Annotated in this window: 26 protein-coding genes and 4 pseudogenes; 24 read left to right on the top strand and 6 right to left on the bottom strand. The window is 34.1% G+C overall.

The window, feature by feature from the left end:
- Nucleotides 1–191, bottom strand: a 191-nt coding sequence (locus tag B5E95_RS03125; RefSeq protein ID WP_162606869.1) for a helix-turn-helix domain-containing protein, incomplete at its 3' end; no start/stop codon positions are given.
- Between the two features lie 98 nt (nt 192–289).
- Between B5E95_RS03125 and tnpA the strand changes: the two genes are divergently transcribed.
- The 19 genes and pseudogenes from tnpA (at nt 290) to B5E95_RS03035 (ending at nt 12,576) form a co-directional block, all read left to right on the top strand.
- Nucleotides 290–754, top strand: a complete 465-nt coding sequence (tnpA, locus tag B5E95_RS03120) for an IS200/IS605 family transposase (protein ID WP_087176332.1) — start codon at nt 290–292, stop codon at nt 752–754.
- 154 nt (nt 755–908) lie between these two features.
- On the top strand, nt 909–1,124 hold the full coding sequence (locus B5E95_RS03115) for a helix-turn-helix transcriptional regulator (RefSeq protein ID WP_087176359.1): 216 nt from the start codon (nt 909–911) through the stop codon (nt 1,122–1,124).
- The gene (locus B5E95_RS03110) at nt 1,111–1,563 is read left to right on the top strand and encodes a hypothetical protein (protein ID WP_087176333.1); all 453 of its coding nucleotides are present in this window, start codon (nt 1,111–1,113) and stop codon (nt 1,561–1,563) included. Before B5E95_RS03115 ends, B5E95_RS03110 begins: the two co-directional genes overlap by 14 nt.
- A 14-nt stretch (nt 1,564–1,577) precedes the next feature.
- On the top strand, nt 1,578–2,441 hold the full coding sequence (locus B5E95_RS03105) for an NAD(P)-dependent oxidoreductase (protein WP_087176334.1): 864 nt from the start codon (nt 1,578–1,580) through the stop codon (nt 2,439–2,441).
- Nucleotides 2,441–3,703 (top strand): replication-associated recombination protein A, encoded by a 1,263-nt coding sequence (locus B5E95_RS03100; RefSeq protein WP_087176335.1) that lies wholly within the window; start codon nt 2,441–2,443, stop codon nt 3,701–3,703. The genes B5E95_RS03105 and B5E95_RS03100 overlap by 1 nt, the downstream gene beginning before the upstream one ends.
- Nucleotides 3,704–3,800: 97 nt before the next feature.
- The gene (locus B5E95_RS03095; protein WP_087176336.1) at nt 3,801–4,031 is read left to right on the top strand and encodes a hypothetical protein; all 231 of its coding nucleotides are present in this window, start codon (nt 3,801–3,803) and stop codon (nt 4,029–4,031) included.
- An 80-nt stretch (nt 4,032–4,111) separates the two neighbouring features.
- Nucleotides 4,112–5,083 (top strand): annotated as a pseudogene (locus B5E95_RS03090) (Gfo/Idh/MocA family protein).
- Between the two features lie 14 nt (nt 5,084–5,097).
- A pseudogene (locus B5E95_RS03085) lies at nt 5,098–5,958 on the top strand (HAD-IC family P-type ATPase); the annotation flags it as partial.
- 76 nt (nt 5,959–6,034) lie between these two features.
- Nucleotides 6,035–6,265, top strand: a complete 231-nt coding sequence (locus B5E95_RS03080; protein WP_025006081.1) for a heavy-metal-associated domain-containing protein — start codon at nt 6,035–6,037, stop codon at nt 6,263–6,265.
- 45 nt (nt 6,266–6,310) lie between these two features.
- Nucleotides 6,311–6,817 (top strand): DNA-binding protein, encoded by a 507-nt coding sequence (locus B5E95_RS03075; protein WP_239442307.1) that lies wholly within the window; start codon nt 6,311–6,313, stop codon nt 6,815–6,817.
- Between the two features lie 17 nt (nt 6,818–6,834).
- On the top strand, nt 6,835–7,488 hold the full coding sequence (locus B5E95_RS03070; RefSeq protein ID WP_087176337.1) for a Crp/Fnr family transcriptional regulator: 654 nt from the start codon (nt 6,835–6,837) through the stop codon (nt 7,486–7,488).
- A 257-nt stretch (nt 7,489–7,745) separates the two neighbouring features.
- Nucleotides 7,746–8,405, top strand: coding sequence for an amino acid ABC transporter permease (locus B5E95_RS03065; protein WP_087176338.1), 660 nt, complete (start codon nt 7,746–7,748; stop codon nt 8,403–8,405).
- Complete coding sequence (locus tag B5E95_RS03060; protein WP_087176339.1) at nt 8,386–9,060, top strand: amino acid ABC transporter permease; 675 nt, start codon at nt 8,386–8,388, stop codon at nt 9,058–9,060. Before B5E95_RS03065 ends, B5E95_RS03060 begins: the two co-directional genes overlap by 20 nt.
- A 9-nt stretch (nt 9,061–9,069) precedes the next feature.
- Nucleotides 9,070–9,810 (top strand): amino acid ABC transporter ATP-binding protein, encoded by a 741-nt coding sequence (locus tag B5E95_RS03055; RefSeq protein WP_056945624.1) that lies wholly within the window; start codon nt 9,070–9,072, stop codon nt 9,808–9,810.
- Nucleotides 9,811–9,821: 11 nt separating this feature from the next.
- Nucleotides 9,822–10,682 carry a transporter substrate-binding domain-containing protein gene (locus B5E95_RS03050; RefSeq protein WP_087176340.1) on the top strand — a complete coding sequence of 287 codons (861 nt, stop codon included), beginning with the start codon at nt 9,822–9,824 and terminating at the stop codon, nt 10,680–10,682.
- Between the two features lie 93 nt (nt 10,683–10,775).
- Nucleotides 10,776–10,964, top strand: coding sequence for a YSIRK-type signal peptide-containing protein (locus B5E95_RS03045; protein ID WP_087235548.1), 189 nt, complete (start codon nt 10,776–10,778; stop codon nt 10,962–10,964).
- A pseudogene (locus B5E95_RS11115) lies at nt 10,945–11,243 on the top strand (alpha/beta hydrolase); the annotation flags it as partial. The gene B5E95_RS03045 and the pseudogene B5E95_RS11115, both read left to right, overlap by 20 nt.
- Before the next feature lie 267 nt (nt 11,244–11,510).
- Nucleotides 11,511–11,681, top strand: a pseudogene (locus B5E95_RS10845) (alpha/beta hydrolase); the annotation flags it as partial.
- A 142-nt stretch (nt 11,682–11,823) separates the two neighbouring features.
- Nucleotides 11,824–12,576, top strand: a complete 753-nt coding sequence (locus B5E95_RS03035) for an NADPH-dependent oxidoreductase (protein ID WP_087176346.1) — start codon at nt 11,824–11,826, stop codon at nt 12,574–12,576.
- Nucleotides 12,577–12,806: 230 nt separating this feature from the next.
- On the opposite strand, the gene B5E95_RS03030 is transcribed toward B5E95_RS03035, so the two are convergent.
- From B5E95_RS03030 to B5E95_RS03020, 3 genes are all read right to left on the bottom strand, one after another.
- Entirely contained in the window at nt 12,807–13,406 is a 600-nt protein-coding gene (locus B5E95_RS03030; protein ID WP_087235546.1) for a TetR/AcrR family transcriptional regulator, read from the bottom strand.
- A 139-nt stretch (nt 13,407–13,545) separates the two neighbouring features.
- Nucleotides 13,546–13,830, bottom strand: coding sequence for a cupin domain-containing protein (locus B5E95_RS10840; protein ID WP_233185801.1), 285 nt, complete (start codon nt 13,828–13,830; stop codon nt 13,546–13,548).
- Nucleotides 13,831–13,995: 165 nt separating this feature from the next.
- Nucleotides 13,996–14,370 carry an SIR2 family NAD-dependent protein deacylase gene (locus B5E95_RS03020; protein ID WP_239464567.1) on the bottom strand — a complete coding sequence of 125 codons (375 nt, stop codon included), beginning with the start codon at nt 14,368–14,370 and terminating at the stop codon, nt 13,996–13,998.
- 224 nt (nt 14,371–14,594) lie between these two features.
- Here B5E95_RS03020 and B5E95_RS03015 point away from each other — a divergent pair, with 224 nt between their 5' ends.
- Together B5E95_RS03015 and B5E95_RS03010 are read left to right on the top strand one after the other, a co-directional pair.
- Complete coding sequence (locus B5E95_RS03015) at nt 14,595–15,113, top strand: GNAT family N-acetyltransferase (protein ID WP_087235545.1); 519 nt, start codon at nt 14,595–14,597, stop codon at nt 15,111–15,113.
- An 86-nt stretch (nt 15,114–15,199) separates the two neighbouring features.
- Nucleotides 15,200–15,667 carry a Dps family protein gene (locus B5E95_RS03010; protein WP_087235544.1) on the top strand — a complete coding sequence of 156 codons (468 nt, stop codon included), beginning with the start codon at nt 15,200–15,202 and terminating at the stop codon, nt 15,665–15,667.
- 723 nt (nt 15,668–16,390) lie between these two features.
- Here the strand turns inward: B5E95_RS03010 and B5E95_RS03005 are convergent.
- Nucleotides 16,391–16,681, bottom strand: coding sequence for a hypothetical protein (locus tag B5E95_RS03005; RefSeq protein ID WP_233185835.1), 291 nt, complete (start codon nt 16,679–16,681; stop codon nt 16,391–16,393).
- A gap of 123 nt (nt 16,682–16,804) precedes the next feature.
- Between B5E95_RS03005 and B5E95_RS03000 the strand changes: the two genes are divergently transcribed.
- Complete coding sequence (locus tag B5E95_RS03000) at nt 16,805–20,332, top strand: DEAD/DEAH box helicase (RefSeq protein ID WP_087235543.1); 3,528 nt, start codon at nt 16,805–16,807, stop codon at nt 20,330–20,332.
- Between the two features lie 96 nt (nt 20,333–20,428).
- Here B5E95_RS03000 and plsY read toward each other — a convergent pair whose 3' ends face one another.
- A complete protein-coding gene (plsY, locus tag B5E95_RS02995; RefSeq protein WP_087235542.1) occupies nt 20,429–21,055 on the bottom strand; it encodes a glycerol-3-phosphate 1-O-acyltransferase PlsY in 627 nt (208 codons plus the stop codon).
- Nucleotides 21,056–21,151: 96 nt separating this feature from the next.
- Between plsY and parE the strand changes: the two genes are divergently transcribed.
- Entirely contained in the window at nt 21,152–23,098 is a 1,947-nt protein-coding gene (parE, locus tag B5E95_RS02990) for a DNA topoisomerase IV subunit B (protein ID WP_087235541.1), read from the top strand.
- 16 nt (nt 23,099–23,114) lie between these two features.
- Nucleotides 23,115–25,571: a DNA topoisomerase IV subunit A gene (gene parC, locus B5E95_RS02985; RefSeq protein WP_087235540.1), complete on the top strand. Its 2,457-nt coding sequence runs from the start codon at nt 23,115–23,117 to the stop codon at nt 25,569–25,571.
- Nucleotides 25,572–25,611: the final 40 nt, after the last annotated feature.

Raw genomic sequence — 25,611 nt, 5'->3', positions numbered from 1 at the left:
GGCATTGCTTGATATTGTCTAACAGCTAAGTAGTGCTTAGCATGATAATTGCTTCGATTGCGTCCTACATAAGAGTTGTAGACAAAGCGTTGCGCATCATAGTTCAACTTAATGATTTTATTTTGCTTAGAACTAGGATAAAAGCAAAGCTTAACACCAAAATGATAGGCTAAGCTGCTCATTCTTTTCATGATTTCACCTCCTCGTATTATTGTAATTTGATTATAGCCTATGTATATCTTATAATCCACAGTAAACAGATATGTAATAGATAAAAGGATATTGGACTATGAATTATAAAAGAGACAAAATAAAAGACGCAGGCTATGAAAAACACTACGTCTATAATGCACACTATCATCTAATTTGGTGTACTAAATACCGCAATCAAATCTTTACTAACCAAGACTTGGCTCAAGAAATGCGAGACTTGCTCAAGCAAATAGCTGAAGATAATCAAATCAAAATTGAAAAAATGGAAATAATGCCTGAACATATTTATTTGCTTATCAGCTTTAGACCATCAAAATCAGGTTCAAGCGTAGTCAAAGCACTCAAAGGAAGAAGTGCTTTTTTATTCTTCAAGAATCATCCTGAAATTAAGCAAAACAAGATGTGGGGCGGACATTTATGGTCACCCAGCTATTACTTTGGCACGGTAGGAAATATGTCTAAAGAAGTAGTAGAAAAATACATTAATGACCAGATCTACAATGCCATTTCTGGCGGCAAGCCCTATCCATCCCCGCATTAAAATACGGGGATTTTCGGGCGTTTTTCATTAAATTAATTTTTTTCATCATAAAACCTCATTTCGTTACTTCTATTTTATTGTAAATTGGGCAAAAATTGTTACAATATGAAGTAAACTACATGAAGTAGATTTCATGTTTTAGGGAGTGATCAAAATTCCAAATCTAGTTAAACAATATCGAAAAGAAAATAAAATGACACAACGGGAGGTTGCCGAAAAGGTGCGCGTGACAGAGCGCACAATTATTTCAGTGGAGAAAGGGAAATATAAGCCTTCCATTGTTTTAGCTTATAAACTGGCTAAATTATTTGGGACAGATATTGAAACTTTATTTTGCTTGAAGGAGTTTGGTGAAAATGAAGAAGAATGATAAAAAGAGAAAAACTAAATACACTATAAGTACAGTATTCTTTCTGATCATAACTATTATAGACATGGTTGATTTATATAATGATATTTTTAATGGGCGAGGTCACACTATCAAAGATTTAGTTTGGTTAGTAATTTTGATTTTGGTAACCTTGGGTAATTACTATCTAATGAAAGATATTGGTACTATTGACGATGATGATGAACGTGATGATTATGTCCAGATGAAGACAGATTCTACATCGTATCATATTCTTGAATGGATCATAATTATTGCTAGTGTGGCTTTTTCAGCTTGGGGAGTTATTCTATATTCCAAAAATGGAAATGAGCAATTGGCCTTTGTTTTAATTATTATTGGAGCAGTTCTATCATCAATTTGGATATTAACGATTATTATTAACTTCATTATTTGGTTAGTTAATTATTATAAAAATTAAAGGAAAATACAGTAATGAAAATTGGATTTATTGGTACTGGCGTAATGGGGACTGGCATTATTAATAATTTGCTAAAGAATAATTATGACGTCACAGTTTACAACAGAACTAAGGCTCACGCTCAACCTGTCTTGGATAATGGAGCCAAGTGGGCAGACAATCCTGCCGAATTAACTAATCAGGTAGATGTTTTATTCACGATGGTAGGCTTTCCACAAGATGTTGAGAACATTTATTTTGGAGAAAATGGGATTTTCGAAACAGCCCAAGCAGGGCAGTACATCATTGACATGACCACCAGTAAACCAAGCTTAGCCCAAAAGATTGGTCAAACTGGTGAAGATAAGAGGATTCATATTTTTGATGCACCTGTTTCTGGTGGTGATATTGGCGCCAAAAAGGGGACATTAACAGTCATGATTGGTGGACATGAAGAAGATCTTGATCAATTACGTGATATCTTCATGACCTTTTCAAGTAAATTGAAATACTTCGGTCCCTACGGTAGCGGTCAACATGCTAAGATGGCTAACCAAATTATGATTGCCGGAACTATGACTGGTATGACGGAGATGCTTGTTTATGCAAAAGCTGCTAGACTTAACTTGGAACAGGTTTGTCAAACACTACAATCTGGTGCTGCAGAAAACTTTAGTCTAGGATCTTATGGTCCACGTATACTAAAAGGTGACTATACCCCTGGCTTTTTTGCCAAACATTTTTTGAAAGACTTACGTATTGCTCTCGAAGAAGCAGAAAAGATGAACTTAGACTTACCTTCAACCAAAGAGGCAAAACATTTATATAAAGTTTTAGTTGATGACAAAAAACTAGGTAATGATGGCACACAAGCTTTAATTAAATTGTGGTGGAAATAATGTCTTTCAGAACACCTCTGGCAGATAAAATGCGACCGCAAACACTGAATGATATGGTAGGCCAACAAGATTTTCTTGGTAAAGGAAAACCTCTTCGTCGAATTATTGAACAAAAAGTCAATATTTCTCTAATTTTATGGGGACCACCAGGTACTGGAAAATCTAGTTTAGCCCAAATCATAGCTAAGCAATTTGATTATCCTTTAGCAAAATTTAATGCCTCAATCGACAATAAAGCTAAATTAGATCAATTTATCAAAACTTATCCTTATCAGCCCTTTGTTTTGCTTATTGACGAGATTCATCGAATGACTAAAAACCTACAGGATTTTCTTTTGCCATATTTAGAAAATGGTCATATTCTGCTTGTCGGCGCTACAACTGAAAATCCGATTATGTCAATAGTTCCAGCTGTACGTTCTCGTTGTCAGATTTTTGAATTTAAAGCATTAAGCGATCAAGATATTGAGATAGTTTTAAAACGTGCCACAACAGAAGTTCTCAAATTGAAAGATGAACAGATTGAAACGGATGCATTGAAATTAATAGCTATTGCAGCAGATGGTGATCTACGTGTTGCGTTAAATATATTAGAAACAGTTCATGCAATTAATCCTGAAGAATTAACTGTTCAAGATGTTAAAAACTTTGCTAAAGGACAGAATTTTAGCTATGACAAAAAGGCAACTAAACATTACGACTATTTAGCTGCCTATTCAGACTCTATGGCTGGTTCAGATACAGATGCTGCACTTTATTATTTAGCAGTTTTATTGAAAAATGGAGACTTGCCATCTGTTGTCCGCCGGTTAAGAGAAATTCCATATACTTATATTGGTTTGGCCAATCCGCAACAGGTTACTCAAATAGTTACGGCTGCTAATCAGGCGGAAAAGGTGGGGATGCCTAAAGCGAAGTATCCTTTGATATTTGCCACTATGTTGATGTGCATTTCACCAAAATCTGGTTCTTTTGATGAAGTTTGGGATAAGTTAGACAAAGACACTGAACATCCTAGTCAACACCCCATGCCTCGAGGGTTACGTGACATGCATTATAAGCATTCTGAAGAAATTACCGGTGGTGGTTTGATTAAAAGCCCATTTGCTGAACCACATCAGATTGCAAAGCAAAATTACATGCCTCAAGGTTTGGAAGGAAAAAGATATTACTATCCTAAAGATAACGCCAATGAAAAAAGACTAAGTGAGCAATATTTAAAATTGCATCGATATATCTATGGTGAAGATTACAAGAACTAATAATATTTAAAATTATGTAAACTAACTTTTAGTAAGCTTGTAAAAGCTAATTTCTTCAGCTAAAATAGCTTTAGTTAAATTATAGGAGTTGAAAGAAATGACAACTAACGAAAAAATCATTACTTTAGTGAAACCTGAATACTTGAAAAAAATTCCTGCTATTTTTCGTAAACATGCAACTAATAATACTTGTAAATTAATCGCTAAAGAATATCCTGATTTATATGCTGCTTTTGAAAAGGATCCTAGTGATGAACAAAAGCAAAAAATGACTAAACTTGTTAACGGCATTTTCGAGGAAAGAATGAAAAAACATAATATGCTTTAAAATAATAGAACTACAGACTTATGCAGATAGGTTCTGTAGTTTTTTGTTTGCTTAATTTTTGAATATTGATCATACTAAAAATGAAACTTTTAATTGCTGGTGCCGGCTTTATTGTACAAGATTGGCTTCAAATAACTAAGGATTTGTCAAAAGTGGAATTAACTGGAATTGCTGGTACAGAAAACGATTTAACTACTATGAAAGAATTAGCTAAACAATATAATATTCAAAATATTTATACTGATTATGCAACTGCTTTAAGGGAAACAAATGCTGATACAGTATATGTAGCCGTACCTAACTTCCTGCACTACTCATTTGTCAAACAAGCATTATTAGCTAATAAAAATGTGATTTGTGAAAAGCCATTCACTGTTAAATACGATGAATTTAAGAAATTAAAACAGTTGGCATTAGAAAAAGATCTAATTCTAGCTGAAGCAATTACCAATCAATATTTAACAAACTATCAAGGATTAAAAGATAGATTGCCTGATTCTAGGTCTAATTAGAATTGTGTCCATGAATTACTCACAATAATTTTCACCGTTACAATGCTTTTAAAGAGGGAAAAATTTTACCAGTATTTGACCCTAAAAAGGGTGGTGGTGCTCTGATGGATCTGAACATTTATAATATTCACTTTATAGTGGGACTTTTCGGGATGCCAAAATCAGTTGAATATTTAGCCAATATTCAACGTGATGTTGATACATCTGGTATTTTGCTACTGGATTATGGTGATTTTATCAATTGCAGCAAAAGATTCAGGAGCACCTGTAACTTCAACTATCGAAGGAGAAAATGAAACAATTGTAGTTAATGGACCAGCTAATGTCATGGATTCATTTGATATTTACCATAACAGTGAAAAACTACAACATATTGATAAGAAAGTATATCCTCATCGAATGTTTGAGGAGTTTAAAGAATTTAACCGGATGATAGAAAAACATGACATGTCCAAATGCAAAAAAATGCTCAACCATAGTGACGAAGTAATGCAAGTTTTACAAAAGGCCGTTGAAAGCGCTGGGCTTAAGCTGGAATAGGAGGAAAACATGAAATTCATATTCTAAATGGTGATAGAAGAGAAATTATTAATTTAGCTGTAAGTATTGAAGCTCGAAGTAACCACCCATTAGCAAAAGCAATTGCTAAATTAGCTGATGAAAAGATAGATCATATTACTACTAATACAATTAAAGGAAAAGGAATTTCTGCTACTTTAGAAAACGATAAATACTATTTAGGTAATTTAGCATTAATTGAAGAGCATACTTTTGTTAATGCAAAACTAACTAAAGTAGTTAATAAATTAAGCAATTTAGGTAACTCTATTGTCATTTTTTCTAACACTGATCAAAGTATGTTAGCAGTCTTTGGCATTAAGGACCGACTTCGACCAGAATCTAAAGCTGCATTGCTTAAATTAAAACAACTTGGGATTAAAAAACTAGTGATGCTCTTAGGCGATAATCAAGAAACAGCAAAACAAATTGCGGCAGAGTTGCCAATTGATGAAGTACATGGACAAATGTTACCTGCAGATAAAGCGCAATTTATTAAAAACGAACAAGCAAATGGTCATCATATAGCTTTTATTGGTGACGGAGTCAATGATAGTCCTGCCCTAGCTAATGCTGACGTTGCTATTGCTATCGGTAGTGGTACCGATGTAGCAATTGACGTGGCAGATATTGTTTTGGTGAAAAATGACTTACGTAAAATTGACTATGCCTTAGCAATTTCTAAGCGAACTGTCTTGAACATGAATGAAAACATTGCAATTGCATTATTAACCGTACTGCTATTGTTCGTTGGATTGTTTGCGGGTTATGTTGAAATGGCTAGTGGCATGTTTATCCATGAATTTAGTATTTTAGTCGTTATCTTAAATGGGATGCGCTTAATTAAAAATTATTAAAAACTTGATGACCGTCAAGTTTCTAAGAAGAAAAAAGATTTAGAATTTAATATGTAATGATGAAAGGAAGATATTTATGCAAAAAGTAATGATGAAGTTAGGTGGCATGACTTGTCCATCTTGTTTAACCAAAATTGAAAAAGCTGTTGAAAACGTTAATGGCACTGATCAAATTAAGGTTTTGTTCAACGCTGGCAAATTAAAGTTTGTAATGGATTCAAACAAGACCAACACAGATGATGTGAAGAATGCTATCGAAAAAATGGGTTATGAAGTTATGGACATTAAAGAAAAGGAGATTAATTAAATGAATTCAGAAGAAGCATACCAATCAGAACTAAAGCAAAGTTAAATAGACCATCACACTCCCACGGTCGGAGCAATGGTTGGTCATATCATTGCTAACTTATTAATTCACTCCTTAAAAATTAGCCAAGCTAAATTCTTTACCAAAGGTAATGCTAGTTTATTTTTATGTCAATATGCTCCTAAATGGATTGAATACGAACAAACAGAGTTCAACAAATTAAACCAAATTTTGGTAAATAATGGCGAAAGTATTCCTACAACCACCGACCAATTTAAAGAATATACTATGCTCGAAGAAAATGGAGCTACAAAATACGAAAAGGGTAACGATCAATTATTTACATTAGTAAAAGACTTTGATACGCAAATTCTTTTTATTACTAAGGCTATTACTCTAGCCCAAAATGAAAATTGGCCAGAATTAAGTGTGAACTTAATAGAATTATTATCATGGATTAAAGAACAAATTCGCCAATCACAAAACTTTTTGAATCACGATTTGCGTGAAGGATTGTATACTGAAGAAGACGATGATGATGACGATTTTTAAATAAAGGAAGTCTTTAAATGGCAGAGTTATGTGTTCAGTTAGTCCCACTATTTAATGCATTGCCTATAGATGAGCAAATGCAAATAGAAGAGCTAGTTCATCACCAAAATTATCGAAAAAATGAGTTAGTCTTGGATCCCACTTCAAATAGTAATTTAATAATTCTTGCTCATGGTAGCGCTCGTCTTTATACCTTGAACAAAGAGGGACATGAGAATGTTATTCAAGTCTTGAAAACTGGAGATTATGCTGGTGAAAATTGGTTATTTGGTGAGGCTAATACCAATACCTACGTTGAAGCCACAGAAGATAGTGAAATTTGTTTACTGAATCGCAATGAATTTTTAGCTTTGATGAAAAAACAACCGGAATTAAGCATAAAGCTCCTAGAACAAAACATCATTAAAGTACGTGCCTTGCAGAAACAAATACAATTATTAAGTCTTCCTAAAGTAGAGGATAGACTACTTAATTATTTGCAGACTTATGCCAAAAAAGTAGGACATAAATCATTTATACTACCATTAAAAATGAAAGATTTAGCACTTTATTTAGGAACTACACCAGAAACTTTATCCCGTAAATTTATTTTACTCGAAAAACGAGGAGTCTTAAAAAGAAAATTGAGACAAATCCAACTATTATTTAAAAAATCAATTGACAATAAATAAGCATGAGTTTACACTAATAGTCAATGGAAGTTACTAAAAGTAAGAAAGGAGTACCAACATGTTGAATTTACAAGCTATATGTCATAACTGTGTATGTTGTCCAAAAGACAATACTTTTTTGCATACGCTAATTCAGCATGACGTACTTCGATATATTTATAGTTAACTTGTTTTTTTAATTTAGCTATTTTAAGGATCTACGAACTGAATTGGTTCGTGGATCCTTTTTTGTTTGGTCTTTGGGAGGGTAAGATCTTATGAATTGGTCAATCATACAACAAGCGTTGCCAGTATTTGTCCATGCATTTGGACTCACAATTTGGCTATCGCTAATTGGAATAATAGGTTCAATTATTGTTGGAATAATTGCTAGCCTAACGCAATATTTTAAAGTACCAGTACTCAGTCAAGTCATGACAGCATATGTTGAACTAGCACGAAACACACCACTTTTAATTCAATTATTTTTCCTGTACTACGCTTTTCCAGTTATCGGAATAAAAATGTCCGCAGAAGTTTGCGGCATTATCGGTTTAATTTTCTTAGGTGGAGCATACATGGCTGAGGGATTTACCGGTGGCTTTAATGGAATTTCTACGAGTCAAATTAATAGCGGAAAAGCATTGGGGATGAGTCGTTTTCAATTAGCTCGCTATGTTGTTTTTCCGCAAGGCTTTGCCTTAAGCATGCCTGCCTTAACAGCTAATATTATCTTTTTAATTAAAGAAACATCAATTTTCTCAGTAATTGCGATTCCTGAATTAACCAACACGGCCTTAGATTTAATTGGAATGTATTACCGTTCTAATGAATATTTATTAATGCTGGTTATTGCATACGCAATTATCTTGATCCCAGTAATTCTTTTATTAACTTGGCTTGAAAGGAGAGTTCGTTATGGTGCATTCGGGAATTAATGTTTTATTTGAAGGAAGTAACTTTGCCCGTTTAATGGCTGGTCTTTGGACCTCAATTTGGATCGCAGCTATTTCATTAATAATCGGTTTAGCAATTGGTATTATTTTCGGTATTCTGCGAACTTTATCTAATAAATTCATTCGTTTTATTCTGCGAGTTTATCTAGAATTCTTCCGAATAGTACCTACGATCGTTTTACTTTACCTGGTTTACTATATTTTGCCGCGAACTTTTCATGTTAATTGGCCAGCAACCTGGATGGCAGTTTTAGCATTTTCACTATGGGTAGCTGCCGAATTTAGCGATATTGTTCGCGGAGCAATTGAATCAGTTCCTAAGAGTCAACGAGAATCTGGTTTAGCACTAGGTTTAAGTAAAATTCAGCTGTTTAGATATGTTCTGCTTCCTCAGGCAATTAAACTTGAACTACCCGCTACGATTAATTTAGCAACGAGAGTAATTAAGACAACTTCACTTTTACTGGTTATCAGCATTATGGAAGTAATCAATGTTGCCCAGCAAATTATCGAAGCAAATAACCAACAATATCCAACTGGTGTTTTCTGGGTTTACGGTTTGATCTTTATTTTATATTTCGTTCTCGATTACCCATTATCAGCTTGGGCTAAGAAATTAACTAATGAAAGAAAATAGGTGACTATTATGACTGAAGAAATTTTAAAAGTTGAGCATTTAAATAAGTTTTATGATGAACGACAAGTTTTACATAACATTAATTTTTCACTGAAAAAGGGTGAAGTATTAACATTACTTGGACCATCTGGTTCTGGTAAAAGTACCTTACTTAGAACTTTGAATGGATTAGAAGATTATAAAAATGGATCAATCTATTTCCACGAGAAGAAGATTGATCCTAGTCCTAAAGAATGGCAAATCTTGCGACAAAAAATCGGTATGGTTTTCCAAAGTTACGATCTCTTTCCAAATCTAACCGTGATAGAAAACGTCTTACTTGCTCCAGTAAAGGTACAAAAACGTGATGAAAATGAAGTTAAAGAAGAAGCAATTAAATTACTAAAGCAAGTTGGATTAGAGCAATATCTAAATGCTTATCCTAGAGAATTATCAGGTGGTCAAAAACAACGAGTAGCCATAGTTCGTGCATTGGCAATGAAACCTGAAATCATGCTTTTGGATGAAATCACCGCATCCCTCGATCCCGAAATGGTACGCGGAATTGAGGAAATCGTTGAGCTCCTTTCTAAACGTGATCACATGACAATGATTATCGTTACTCACCAAATGAATTTTGCTTCCCGAATTGCAGATGAAGTACTCTTTTTGGAAGATGGCCATATTTTAGAAGATACACCAGGAAAAGAATTCTTTAATCATCCTCAAACGCAAAGAGCAAAAGATTTCCTAGACAGTATGGATTATTAAGGATAAAGCCAATGAAAAAGAAAAATATTTTTAATATTATTATGGGCATCGTTGCTCTGATAGTGGTAGTGAGTGCTGCTTATTTTGGCTTCACACAACCTAATTTAAATAGCGGTACTGCTGGCAGCCGTTGGAGCAATGAAAACGGTATTTCAGAAATTAAACGCCGTGGCTATATCAGAGTTGCAGTTTTTGGAGACTTACCACCATACGGTTGGGTAAATGACCAAGGCAAAAGAGTAGGGTATGATGTTTACTTAGCGCGTAGAATAGCTAAAGATTTAAACGTTAAAATTCGTTTTATTCAAGTAAATGCCAATAATCGTGTAGATACTTTGAATTCAAACAAAGCGGATATAGTTTTAGCTAACTTTACAGTAACGCCTGAACGTAAGGATGTAGTTGATTTTGCCAAGCCTTATATGAAGGTGTCAGTGGGTGTAATTTCGCCTAAAAACGCGCCAATCAAAAGTGCCCAAGAATTAAAGGGTAAAAAATTGATTGTCACTAAGGGTACGACAGCCGAAAACTATTTTGCTAAACAATCTGGTGTTAACTTATTAAAATTTGACTCTAAGACGCAGCAGTTCAACGCGCTAAAAAATGGCCGTGGTGCAGCCTTAGCTGATGATAATTCATATCTTTATGCTTGGGTTAAGAAAAATCCGAAGTATGTAGTCGGCATTAAAAGTATTGGGTCACGCCAGTATGTGTCTCCAGCTGTAAAGAAGGGCAATCTCTCATTATTAAAATGGACCAATCAAGAAATAACTAAGTTAACTCAGGAAGGCTTCTTTGTAAAAGATTATCAAACAGAACTTGCACCATACTTTGGAAAGGATATTAAGCCAACCGACATTATTTTGAAATAAGTTAAAAGAGAACTTCGAAAACGAGGTTCTCTTTTTTAATACCATCATCAAAAAAATAAATGATGTTTTATTTGTATTAAGGGATTGATAACAATGAGACTGAAAAAGAAGAACTTACATTTAAACCAAGAAATTGAACAACACTACAGCTTTAGAAAATTAACATCAGGTGCGTTGGTTTCCGCAATTATTGGTGCGTTTTTCATAGGGATTAAAACTGAAACAGTTTCAGCTGCTGTAGACAATAATGCTACTCAAGTAACTGTTAAAGAAACAAGCTAGTGGTCTCTATGCCCAAACTTTAGCAGAACGAGGCTTTGTTACTGTTGCTTTTGACCAATCAACTACCGGTGAAAGTTCAGGTCGTGTACGTAACATGGCTTCGCCCGATATCTTTGTTGAAGACAGCTGCTGTTGACTTTTTGGGCAAGCAAAAGTTTGTCGATCGTGAAAGAATTGGTGCCATCGGCATTTGCGGTCTAGGCTCTCATGTATTAACTGCGGCTGCAATTGATGTTCGCATTAAGGTTGTTGCTACCAGTGTCATGTATGACATGTCCGATTCAATGTGGAAGGGTTTAAACAATACTAAGACTGAAGAACAACGCGAACTTGAAAAAGACTACCTAGCTAAAATGCGCTGGCAAGAAGTAGACGAAGGCCCAGTTGGTGGACCTCACGAATTAGCATTTGATGAAAATAACAAACCTAGCATTTCACCCACGTTCAGTTAACTCAAATGGTGCTTGGGATGCTCTTACTCCATGGGGCTACTACAACTTCCCACTACAGCAAAGAATTGAAACTATCAAGTAACCTAAGTTAATCGTAACTGGTGAAAAAGCCCACTCACGTTACATGGCTGAAGAAGCTTATAACCGATTAAAGGATACAAAAGAACTGGTCATTGTGCCTAATGCAACTCACGTTGACTTATATGACCAAATGGATAAAATCCCATTTGATAAATTTGATGAATTCTTTAAAGAAAATCTTTAATTAACCAACATATTATATAATTCCATAACTGCGAAAAAACGAGTAACGATAATCATTAATAATAATGAAAGTCGTTGCTCGTTTTTCTTTGTCTTCTGTTACAATATAGTAGACTTACAATTAGTTAGAAAGAAGCTTAATTATGATTCATAACTCCACCATTGATACTCAACTCAATCACAAGTCTATTCGAAAATTTAAGGATATCACCTTAAATCATGAACAACTAGAAACTTTATACACTGTCTTCAGCCGCACAGCTACTAGCATGTTCATGCAAAACGCATCCCTACTGCACATCACCGATGAAGCCAAAAAACAAAAGATCCAGGAACTTTGCGGTCAAAAATATGTTGGTGCTGAAGGAGACCTATTTATTTTTATTGTCGATCTTTACCGCAATCAGCAAATTAGAAAGCAACTAAACAAAGATGACGGTAGAGTACATACAACCGATATTTTCTTCCAAGCAATGGAAGATACATTGCTTGCTTTTCAAAATGTGGCTAATGCCGTTGAAAGCATGGATTTAGGTTATGTGCCTCTTGGTACAATCAATGATCATCCTTTGCAAATGCTAAAAACTCTTGATCTACCTAAGTTAACTTTTCCTGTTTTAGGGATGCAAGTTGGCGTGCCCGATCAAGAGCCACAATTAAAGCCACGTTTGCCACTTAAATTCATATGTTTTGAAGATTCATATCCAAAAGATTTTGATGTTAAAGATTTAAAGGACTACGATCAAGTCGTGACTACTTACTATGATTTACGTGATAGTAATCGCCGAATTGATTCATTTACTAAGCAAATTACGGGCGCTAAGCTCAATAATCATGAAACTGATCGTGATCAATTAGTAAAAGAATTACATCAACAAGAATTATGTCTTGATTGAATAGAGCTTGTGCCATATTTTTGGTAAAATCATTCATGAAGGAGTTCTTCTTTCTGTATGTGTTTTTTTGTTCAAACCAATCATACGAGAAAGGAACTCCTTTTTCTAATAGTTTAAGAAATTAATTTAAAGAATCATTCATCCTTACACAAACTATTTTACGGTCTCTTTTTTTGCTTAACATTAGGATACTGGTCTATTTTATTTAAGTCTTAATAAATATATTTGACTTAATCATTCTTAGCTAATTTCTCATATCCAGCCTTAGTAAAACGATTTAACATTTGCACATCATGGGCCCATTTTTCATTCTTTTGGAAATGATTGGCACGATTAACAGCGAAAGAGCCATGAATAATATACGTAAATAATGTTTCGGCATCTTCTTTACTTAACCCGGTTTTCTTAATAATTAAAGGCAAGACTTTACCTCGCTCATGAGCAACTATCCGACCAATAATGTATTCACTTAAATCAGGATCCATTAATAGACTTTGATATTTATCTGAATCTCCGATCCGTTGACAAGCAGGTACTAAGGATTCATCTTTATTAAGATAATCAAAAGAATAGTGGTCCTCTGTATCTAATCCTGTAGCTGATTCCTGAACTAAAAATAGGACATCATTGAGAACGGCATTTAACACATCAGTTATTGATGTGAAATGTAAATAGAAAGTAGAACGAGTAATATCAGCTTCACGACAAATTTGAGTAATAGTAACTTTAGAATATGATTTTTCTTTAACTAATTTAATAAAAGTATCTTTAATTACTCTAATTGTATAAAGTGTTCTACGATCTGTTTTTCTTCTTTTGATTTCTACCATAGCTTATTAACTCACAATCTTATTCTTTAATACTAAATCGTTCAATAATATCACCTTGATCAGGGAATAGCTGCAGCAATTTATCTTTTCTTGGCACATATATTGCGCCATCACTACCATCTGGTAGTTCGGTAGATATTTATGAAAATCCTACACCATTATTTTCAGCAGTTTCAATTGCAATAAAAGTTCCTGGATCAGCATAAAAACCACGAATTTCATTTTTGCTTTTATCAGGTCCTAATCTAACTTTATAATATTGTCCATTTTGAGTAAAGCAATGAATTACTGCAGCATCCCCAATAGAATACATCCAGGATTGACCATATTGAACTGTATGCAAAAGGGAAGGATGGTCTTTATCAATTTGACTACCTGGTCTAATGCCATTATCTACCATGTAATTAGGATAAAACAGCTGCATAACTTCATCCTGCTTTGCTTTTTGCTCAAGCGTTAATTGAGGTTCAGCTTTAGGAGTAGTAGGGCCTTGTGTTTTGGCGCCCTAACTTTTGCCAGTTGATAATTCCTAAAACTACACTAATCGAAGAGGAATATCCAATTGATTTTTCAGCAATTTTACTAGGTATCAACAATTCACCCTCGGAAAGAACTTTTTAAAAAGCGTATCTTGATTAGTAGTCACAAAATGCACTGGTTTATCGCCAATTAATTGTTTGAGATATTCATAAGTTAGTTTCTGCGGCGGAATTTTGAGAATCATTTTTAAAGATTCAAGCATAAAAGCCCGATGCTCTTCTTTGGAATTAAATTGAGTATAAAAGCCATTGAAGATACCTTCAAAATGATATTTATCATAAAAGTATTTCATATGCTTTATGAATAGAGGACTAGCAGAATACCAAAAATCCATTCCTGCCGCATTAGACATTCCACTTCCGGCTCCAACAATAATTGCATCTGCCTTTTTCACATGGTTTACTAATTCATCAATTTTATTCATATAATGTTTACCTCATTTTTTATTAGATTGTTTACTCTTATACATGCTGTATAGAACTTGATGTAAACATCATATGGTAAAGGGGTTAGGCAGTTAAGCACATTCACGGCAAAATGTCAGATTCAGATAATGGACAGATTTGAGATTATGTAGTGAATTTGCCTTTCATATTTTATTTTTGTATAGTTTGTTAAAAATATATGCAAAAAGGGGGAAGAAAAGATATGACACTTATTTACTCCAGAAAAGCTAATATAAATGATATTGATAGTATTATGCCAATCATCGATGACGCTAAGGCATTTTTAAAGAAAGCTGGTAGCACGCAGTGGCAAAGCGGATATCCTAATAAGCAAACTATCACTCAAGACATAGAAAATAATGTTGGGTGGGTTTTAGTTGTTGATCACCAGATAGCAGGTTATGCAGCTGTGATTGCTGGAATTGAACCCAATTATCAAGTAATAGATGGTCAATGGCATAATGATCAAGATGAATACGCAACCATCCACCGAATGGCTATTAGCAGCCAATATCGCGGGATGCATCTAGCAAATTACTTTTTCTCTAATTTAATTTCATTACAAGTGACAAACAATATATCTAACTTTAGGATTGATACTTTTAAGAAAAATGCAGTTATGCAGCATTTAGCTAAAAGTAACGGCTTTACTATCAGAGGAACGATAAAAGTAGATGATCCGATCGATCCCGAAAGAATTGCTTTTGAATTAAATTTATAAAACATATCAGTTTACTAATTTATCTGTATCCGCTATCATAGCAATATAAGCAACGTTGTATGTTTTAAATCCTAAGGAGGATTTTTATGAAATATCAAAAGACTAAAGAAATTTTAAATCAAGCAATTGCTGACCTTAGTCAATTACAAATGGTAGTACGTCAACAACACTGGTACATGCGTGGACTAGAATTTTTGAACTTACACCCATACTTAGATGAAGTAATGGAAGAATTAGACGACCAACGTGACTTAATCGCTGAAAGATTAATCACTATTGATGGTTCTCCATACTCAAGCTTGGCAGAAATGGTAGATCATTCTACAATTGAAGCTCACCCTGGCAAATGGGGCACACCTACTACAGAACGTTTTGCGACTATTGTTGATGGCTATCATCACTTGGAACACCTTTACGAAAAGGGAATTAAAGCCGCAGATGAAGAAGGAGACTACAGTTCAAGTGATATCTTAACTACTTGCCACAATGACCTCGAAAAGAGAATTTGGATGATGACAGCTGAGATTAATCAAGCTCCTGGAATTGATGAATAATTTAAAATAAATTCAAAACAAAAAAAGACAGTAAGCTAGAAACATGCTTACTGTCTTTTTGTCATCTAATATCTACTTGTTCTTTTTCAAATATCTCACTCAACTTTTTAACTAATACTATCTATTAGCATTCTCCCCACAATATAAAAGTCCAGAAAAAGGGTGATTCACTCTCTAACAAGAATTGTACCAAATTAAACAAAAAGTTGATACTATTTTTTAATTATCTAAATTTATATTTTGTTCATTTGAATCATCACCAAAAAATTCGACTAAGACATCCGCATCAGGATACAGTTCGGGGTACAGATTTAAATATTCTTTTATATTGTTACAATATTCTATATTTTCTCTTTCTTGACTATAATGATACAATTCCTCTAAACTTTTACGCAAAACGGGGTAAATAGTGTTTTTTACGGCAAAACCTACTGGATTAGTTGTACATTATTGAAGATATATGAAGTACCTAAATCGTTAATCATTTTTATTGTTGCGTTAATACGAGCAATTTCTGATCTTTAGCGTGGTTTCTAGGCAATAACAATAAATAGACTGCCGTAATATTCATTTCATATTGATCTCAAAAATTATGATACAATTCATCAAAATCTAAACTTGATTGCGATAATAACCACTCACGATAAATCGTTAAAATTCGAATTACTTTTTGCACATTAAAGATATACAGATAATTATAACCAAACCGCTTAGTTAAAGCTTTCAATGACTATTTTTATTAAGTTTTTTAACTAGGGATGCTGATTGTGTTGTAATCATTTTTATGTTTTTCTTTAGTTTGTCTGTAGCGATCTGTGTTGATGGTAATCTTTTATTAACTTTAATGTCATTTAGATCTTGCAACAATTTTATCTTAGTATGGTCATCCATATAATCAGCACTCAATATCTTTTTAACGGTATTTTTATGCTTTTGTTCACTAACGGTTTTACCTACCAATATACCTATGCCACAGAATACAGTAGATTTAATAATCTTTTTTACTAACATCATATTTATTCTCTTTACTTTATAAAACACTAGTAATTACATTATATTTGCTTATACCTAAAATATTACTTTAAACTATAATTATTACCAATCATTAAACTAATTATTACAAAAAGGAATGATTTAATGGCTAATTGGCGTACACTATTTCCAGCTCGAATTTTAAGTCGCGGCGAAATATACTATGACAATCTAATGATCAAGTCTTTTTATCTTGCACAAGATAACGAACATTTTGCTGCAACGATTCAAGGTGGAGTAGGCCAGTATTATAACGTTTCAGGTCGACTTCGTTTAGACGGTCGTGCTTCTGAATTAAAGTGCAATTGTCCATGGGCTAAGAAGGGCCATCGTTGTAAACATGAAGTAGCAGCACTTCTAGCAACAGAAAATGAACAAAAAACAAATAAAAAATATTCTACAACTCAAGGGACTCATTTTAGTGATTTACTTTCTGAAGACATAAAAGAAAGTATTATTAAAGCCCAGCCCGCAGTTAATCCACTAGACATTATTGGAGATAAACTCTGTAATAAGCAAGACTATCAAACTGCTATGCAACTAAAGCTGAATTTAACAGAAATTAGTTGTGATCATTTAGATAATAAAATGCGTTCTTATGAATATATTTGGCATTTAGAGCAGTACGATGGCAGCTGGGTAACATTGGATGTCCAATTTACACGTTGGCAAATCATTGCAATTGATTTTAATGCTTTTCATAAGCTTTCTGTAAATCAAGAGGTAATCAATGCTTTGACTTGGCTTAAATTTATTCCTGAATACCTTAAAGATGATCCTTTTGATATAACTAATGATGCTGCATTACAGCTTCTTTCACTATATTCCACTAAGCCTAAGGAAGATAATGATCCAATAGTTTTAAGGGCTCAAACCAACAATTATGGCTCTATGCTTAGTATTCAATTTAAATTGGGTAAAGGAAATCATCTTTATCAGCTTAAGGATCTGAATCATTTAATCGATATGGTTCATGATCAACAACCGATAAAATTGGGCAAATTTTTCAACGAAGTAATTGATTCCGAAAAAATGGATACTAGTAGCAAGCGGTGGCTAGATTTTATTAAGAAGATTGTCGATGCTCGCAACTTAAATAAATGGGGATATTCTACCGAGACTCTTGATCGCATCGATGTCAGCGATTCAATTGCTGATGAAGTAAATGATTTATTGTACCAAGGATCAAAGTTATATTCTGGGACTCGTCTTGTAGGTTATACTACCGATAAACTGACGGCTAATATCCAAATTGAAGAAGAAAATGGCAGTGCTCATATTCTAGTAGAAGATTTTCCGACCTCAACACTAATAACGGGAAATAACAATTTTTATGGTTATTACAAAGGCGTATGGATTAAATATGAGAGCCTCACTCCTAAGTATTTAGCTCAGTTAGGCTTGCATCCCGGTGAAGAATTACGTTTTAGCAAGAAAAACGTTACTGAATTTACACGAAAAGTTTTGCCTAAATTAGAGCAATCTGATTATCTAGAGATATCTGGCGCTAATAAATTACGAGCTATTTTGCCACCTGAAGCAAATTTTACATTTAAATTCGACTATCAAGATAATAATGCCCTGTGCCAAGCCCTTGTTCAATATGGCAAAAATACATACTTACTAAATCGCAATTTTTCTCAAACTGAGCGCCGTGAAGCTAAAAGAGAAAATGAAATTGAACAACTAGTTAAACAATATTTTTCTGATTTCAAGAATAATGAATATCTGTTGTCTAATGATGATTTAGATCGCTTAGGCGAATTTCTTGATCATGGAATTGCCAAATTTAAAGAAATTGGCGAGGTGCAAATTACGCCAACGTTTAGATCTCTCCTAAAAAGTACCAATACCAAGATGGAATTAGGTGTGAGCGTTAACTTGACCAATGAACTAATTGATGTAGATATCTCCAGTCAAAAAATGAGTTGGGAAGATATTCAAGCTGCACTTAAGGCATATCAAGAAAAGCGGCGCTATTTTGTTTTATCTAATGGTCTACTTCAGCATACCCAGCAACCAACTATTGAGCAATTAGCTCAAACACTGCATGATTTAGATATCAGCTTTACAGATTTTATCCATGGAAAATTACAATTACCTGCTTATCGTGCCTTTTACTTTGCCAAAGAAATGCAAAAAGCTAATTCTTTACATTTCTCCAGTAATGAAGCTTTTAATCAATTAATTAATGATTTAAGCAAAAACCAATTAAAACCAAGTAAGCTGCCTACTAAGCTAAAAAGTGTCTTACGTCCTTATCAAAAAGAAGGATTTAATTGGCTTAGTACATTAGTTAATTATAATTTTGGCGGAATTCTAGCCGATGAAATGGGCTTAGGTAAAACTCTACAGGTAATTGCTTTATTATTAGCTAGGAAAAAGAAAAATAGCACTAGTTTAGTAGTAGCACCAGCATCGGTTATCTATAACTGGCAGAATGAAGCACAAAAATTTGCGCCTGAATTAAAAACTGCTGTACTAGGCGGAACTAAAAAAGAGCGAGCATTAATTCTCTCTAACGCTAATAATTACGATTTATTGATTACCTCATATCAATCTTTAAATCGTGACTTGGAATCTTATCAGGGACTTATTTTCGATATCCAAATTCTTGACGAAGCACAAAATATCAAAAACCACCAATCAATTACAGCTCAATCAGCTAAAGTTATTAAGGCTCATCATAAGCTTGCCTTAACAGGTACACCAATCGAAAACAAATTAAGTGAATTATGGAGCATCTTTGATTATTTAATGCCTAATTTTTTAGGATCATATCTAAACTTTAAGAAGAAGTTTGAGATACCAATAATTAAAGAAGAAGACGAAAATGCCGAAAATCAATTAGTTGAAATGGTAACGCCATTTATTCTGCGCAGGCTAAAAAAGGATGTTTTAAACGATTTACCTGCAAAAGACGAAGAGATCGTTTACGTTACTATGGGTACTAAGCAAGCTGAACTTTATAAACTACAAACGCAAAAGTTAATAGCCGAATTAGCTCGTCAGGGGGATGCAGAATTCAAGCGTGCTCATTTTAAAATCTTTGCGCAAATTACTAAATTACGTGAAATTTGTTGTGATCCGCATTTATTGTATGAGAATTATCATGGTAACTCTGGCAAATTGATTATGACTATTAAGCTAATCAAAGCAAATATAGAAAATGGACATAAAATTCTCTTATTTTCACAGTTCACTTCAATGCTAGAGATAATTCAAAACAAGTTAGCTAAACTAAAGATTCCTATTTTTGTAATTACAGGAGTAACTGCTAAGAAAGAACGTCAGGAAAAAATTCGTCAGTTTAACACATTAGATAAACCTGGCATCTTTTTAATCTCTCTTAAAGCAGGGGGAACTGGCATTAATTTAACTAGTGCTGATGTAGTTATTCACTATGATCCGTGGTGGAATTTAGCTGCGGAAAATCAGGCAAGTGATCGTGCTCACCGTATGGGACAAAAACACACAGTTAAAATTTATAAAATGGTTACTCGTGACAGTATTGAAGAAAAAATTATTTTGTTACAACATAAAAAAGCAGACTTAGCCAAGATAATTTTAGATAATCATGATGTCGCACAAGCTACAATGAGTAAAGAAAATTTATTAAAGATTCTAAAATGATTTTGCACTTGCGAACTATTGTTTGCATAGGTATAATAAAAAACTAAATATAAAACCAACAAGTTATATACTTGCTGGTTTTATATTTAGTTTAATTTAGTGATGTTTTTTATAATACCAATAATATAATCCGAATGGCACCATATTTTCTTGGTGATGCTTTAGACGAATTATATTGCTTCGATGGCTCCAGTAGATTAAGACTACGAGCAGTCCACTGATAATGCTTAAGGCAAGATCGTGGAAGAACAATGAAGCTATAAAAATTAAAATTACTGAAATTAGGCTAGTTAATGAAACCATACTTGTAATAAACAAGATTGGGAAAAAGATGACTGCACAAATTAAAAAGAAGTGGACATTATAGCCTAATAAGAAACCGGCTGATGTAGCAACGGCTTTCCCACCTTTGAATTTTAAAAAGATTGGGAAGGCATGCCCTAAAATTGCAGCTAGGCCAAAAATCAGGCTAAGATAATGAGGTCCTAGATGAAATAGAACTGGTAATAATGTAGCTATGGTTCCCTTGAAAAAATCTACCAAGAAAACAATAATTCCAGCTAATGGACCTAATACTCTAAAAGTATTAGTAGTACCTATATTACCAGAGCCATATTTTCTTATATCTTTGTGAAAGAAGATTTTTCCCACTAATACACCCGTCGGAAAAGATCCGATCAAGTATGCTAAAATAAACAACGATGCAAATTTTAATGCAAACATATTCAACAACTCCTATTAATCTATCGCTATTTTAGCAAAGATTATTCCTTAAATATACGGTGTTGGTGAATTATTGAGTAAATGGGGGATTTTTTAGTGGCAAAAGCTAATACTTATGATGATTCTTCAATTCAAATATTACATGGACTAGAAGCTGTTCGTAAACGACCAGGTATGTATATTGGTTCAACAGATATACATGGTCTTAATCAACTAGTTTACGAAATAGTCGATAACTCTGTTGACGAAGCCATGGCCGGCTTTGGTAAAGAAATTGATGTAACTATCCATAAAGATAATAGTGTAACTGTAAGAGACTTTGGACGTGGGATGCCTACAGGAATGCATAAGTCAGGAAAGCCAACTATTGAAGTTATTCTGACTGTACTCCATGCAGGTGGTAAATTTACTGAACAAAACTATAAAACATCAGGTGGACTTCATGGTGTAGGTTCATCCGTAGTAAATGCACTTTCAAGTTATATGAAAGTACGTGTTGTTCGAGATGGAAAGGCATACGAAGAAGAGTTTGAAAAGGGTGGACATCCTATTGGAACTCTTAAGTGTTTAGGCAAAACTAAAGATCCTACTGGTACTACAATTACTTTTAAACCAGATGCTATGATCTTTTCAACAACTAAGTATAAGTATGAGACTATTCAGGAACGTATTCGTGAGTCTGCCTTTTTGCTTAAAGGTGTTAAGTTTGTTTTAACTGATGAGCGAGAACCTGAACATCATGATGTATTTCAATATGATGATGGAATTAAATCTTTTGTTTCTTATCTAAATGAAGGTAAGGGAACTATTAGTGATGTTTTCTATTTTGAAGGAAAACAAGATGGCATGGAAATTGAATTTTCCGGTCAATATAGTGATGGATATTCAGAAAATTTAGTGTCTTTTGTTAATAATGTTCGTACTGGTGATGGTGGTACTCATGAATCTGGTGCTCGCAGCGGATTTACACGTGCTTTCAACGATTATGCTAAAAAGCAGGGACTACTTGGTAAAAAAGATAAAAATATCGATGGTTCAGATTATCGAGAAGGTTTAAGCGCTGTTTTATCAGTGAAAATTCCAGAAGAATTACTTGAATTTGAAGGTCAAACTAAAGGTAAATTAGGTACCCCACAAGCACGTTCAGCAGTTGATTCACTCGTCTACGAAAAGATGTCTTACTATTTGATGGAAAATGGTGAATTAGCTCAAGAATTGGTGAAGAAGGCACAACGAGCTAGGGATGCACGTGAAGCTGCTAAAAAGGCTAGAGACGAAAGCAGAAACGGCAAGAAAAGACGCAAAAAAGAAGTTCTTTCTGGTAAGCTTACCCCTGCTCAATCACGTAATCCTAAAAAGAATGAATTATTCTTAGTCGAAGGTGACTCTGCCGGTGGTTCAGCAAAACAAGGCCGTGACAGACGCTTCCAAGCAATTTTGCCTTTACGTGGTAAAGTTTTAAATACTCAAAAAGCTAAATTACAAGATATCTTTAAAAACGAAGAAATCAACACTATGATTTATACCATTGGTGCAGGTGTAGGTGCTGAATTTGATGTTGATGATTCAAATTATGACAAAGTTATTATCATGACTGACGCCGATGACGACGGTGCTCATATTCAGATTTTGCTTTTAACCTTTTTCTACCGCTATATGCGTCCAATGATTGAAAAGGGAAAGGTATATATTGCTCTTCCACCTCTTTATCGTTTACAAAAGGGACGTGGCAAGAAAGCAGAAATTCAGTATGCCTGGACAGATGAAGAGCTTGCTAAAGATGAAAAGACTATGAAACGTGGCTATTCATTACAGCGTTTCAAAGGATTGGGTGAAATGAATGCTGAACAACTTTGGCAAACAACCATGAATCCTGAATCCAGAATGCTAATTCGAGTAAAAATTGATGATGCTGCTCTTGCTGAACGACGAGTAACTACCTTAATGGGTGATAAAGTCGCTGCTAGAAGAAAATGGATTGAAGAAAACGTTAAATTTAGAATGGGCGAAGATAGCTCAATCTTAGAATCAGAAGATGATTAAAGAAGGTTTTTAATTAATGACCACAAAAGAACGAATTCGTGAAATGCCGCTTGAACAAGTTATGGGCGAGCGTTTTGGGCGATATTCCAAATATATTATTCAAGAACGGGCTTTACCCGACATTCGTGATGGATTAAAGCCTGTTCAGCGACGCATTCTTTATGCAATGTATCAAGATGGAAATACCTATGATAAGCCATTTAAAAAGGCCGCAAAGGCTGTTGGTAACATTATGGGTAATTTCCACCCACATGGTGACAGTTCTATCTACGGTGCTTTAGTTCACTTATCTCAAGATTGGAAGATGCGTGAACCATTAGTAGAAATGCACGGAAATAACGGGTCAATGGACGGTGATGGTCCTGCGGCTATGCGTTATACTGAATCTCGCTTAAACAAAATATCAAACATGCTTTTGCAAGATATTGATAAGCAAACAGTTAAAATGGTTCTTAATTTCGACGATACTGAATATGAGCCAACTGTTTTGCCAGCCCGTTTTCCTAATTTATTAGTCAATGGGTCAACGGGTATTTCTGCGGGGTATGCTACTGAGATTCCTCCACATAACCTTGGTGAAGTAATTGATGCTACTATTTATTTGCTAAAACATCCTGATGCTTCATTAGAAGATCTAATGAATTTTGTGAAAGGTCCCGATTTTCCTACTGGTGCTATTGTTATGGGAACTAAAGGCATCAAGGAAGCATATAAAACTGGTAGAGGTCGTATTCAAGTTAGAGCTAAAACCAGTATTCAAGAAATTCGTGGACACCGTCAAGAAATTGTAGCAACAGAAATTCCATTTGATGTTAACAAGGCTCTTTTAGTCAAAAAGATTGACGAGATTCGATTAAATAAAGAAATTGATGGTATTGCTGAAGTACGTGATGAAACTGACCGTCATGGTCTGTCTATCGTTATCGAACTAAAAAAAGATGCAGATGCTCAAAACATTTTAAACTATTTATTTAAGAATACTGATTTACAGGTTTCTTATAACTTCAATATGGTTGCAATTGATCATATGACTCCTGTTCAAGTAGGCTTAAAGCGTATCTTATCATCCTACTTAGAACACGAAGAAGACGTTGTAACTAAGCGAACCAAATTTGATTTAAATAAAGCTGAAGCACGTCTAGAAATCATTCAAGGTTTGATTCATGCGATGGATATTCTTGATCAAGTTATTAAGACCATCCGTGCTTCAAAAAACAAGGCTGACGCTAAAAAGAACTTGGTTACCAAATATAAATTTACTGCCAATCAAGCCGAGGCAATTGTTTCTTTACAACTTTATAGATTAACTAATACTGATGTTAATGCATTGATTGCCGAACAAACTAAGCTCAATAAACTTGCAGAAAAATACCGTAAACTTTTGTCAGACCGAAAGACCTTAGAAAAAGAAATTATTAAAGAACTATCAGCTGTAAAAAAGGAATTTGCTAGTCCTCGTCGTACTGAGATTTCTGAAGAAAGTGCTAAAGTTAAAATTGATGAAAAAGCATTAGTTGCTGATGAACAAGTACGTGTATTAATCAGTCGTGATGGTTACTTAAAGCGTTCTTCACTTAGATCATACCAATCTACTGATGATGCCGATAATGGCTTACCAGATGGAGATAAAGTAATTTATGAAAATACGTTATCCACTTTATCTAATCTTTATCTATTTACTAATCATGGTAATGTTATCTACCGACCAGTTCATGAGTTAGTAGAAACTAAATGGAAAGAAACTGGGCAACACCTTTCTCAAGAAACTGGATTAGACAGTGATGAACAAATTATTCGTGTCTTTGTATTCGATAATTTAAACGTAACTAAAAACTTTGTTCTAGCTACCAATGATGGTTATATCAAACAACTTGAATTGACTAACTTGCAACCAACTAGAACTTATAAATCACGTGCTATGACAGCTATCAAATTAAAGAATAAAGATAGCTTATTGATTGGGGTAGATCTAATTAATCCTAATGATAAAAAGGAAATTACATTATTTACTCATCGAGCATATGCAATTAGATATGACATCAGTGAAATTCCAACGTCAGGTTCTAAAGCGGTAGGGGTTAAGTCAGCTAACCTTAAAGATGACGATTATATAGTCGGCTATGTTTTAGTTGACAGTCAGTATCTCGATTTAATGCATGTTGGTTTAATTACTCAACGGGGTGCATTTAAGCAATTTAAGCTTTCTTTAGTTAATAAGGTATCTCGTGCCAAACGTGGGGTATTAGTTTTACGCGAACTAAAGACTAAACCACATAGAATTGTAGCTTTAATGCCTTATGCTCAAGATCATATCCTACATGTTACTACCTCTAGTGACCGTCACATTGAAATTAAGACTAATGAATATCCATTAGGTGATCGTTATTCAAACGGTTCATTTGTTATCGATACAACGGTAGATGGTACACCAACAGATATTGAATTAGGTCGTCCAATTAGTAGTCAGAATTAATATCATGCTTATTATTTAATAACATTTTATAAAAAGAAAA

The sequence above is a fragment of the Lactobacillus gallinarum genome, assembly GCF_002160635.1.
Lineage (GTDB): Bacteria > Bacillota > Bacilli > Lactobacillales > Lactobacillaceae > Lactobacillus > Lactobacillus gallinarum.
The sequence above is the reverse complement of the archived record's forward strand: the minus strand, read 5'-3'. Positions and strand labels throughout refer to the sequence as shown.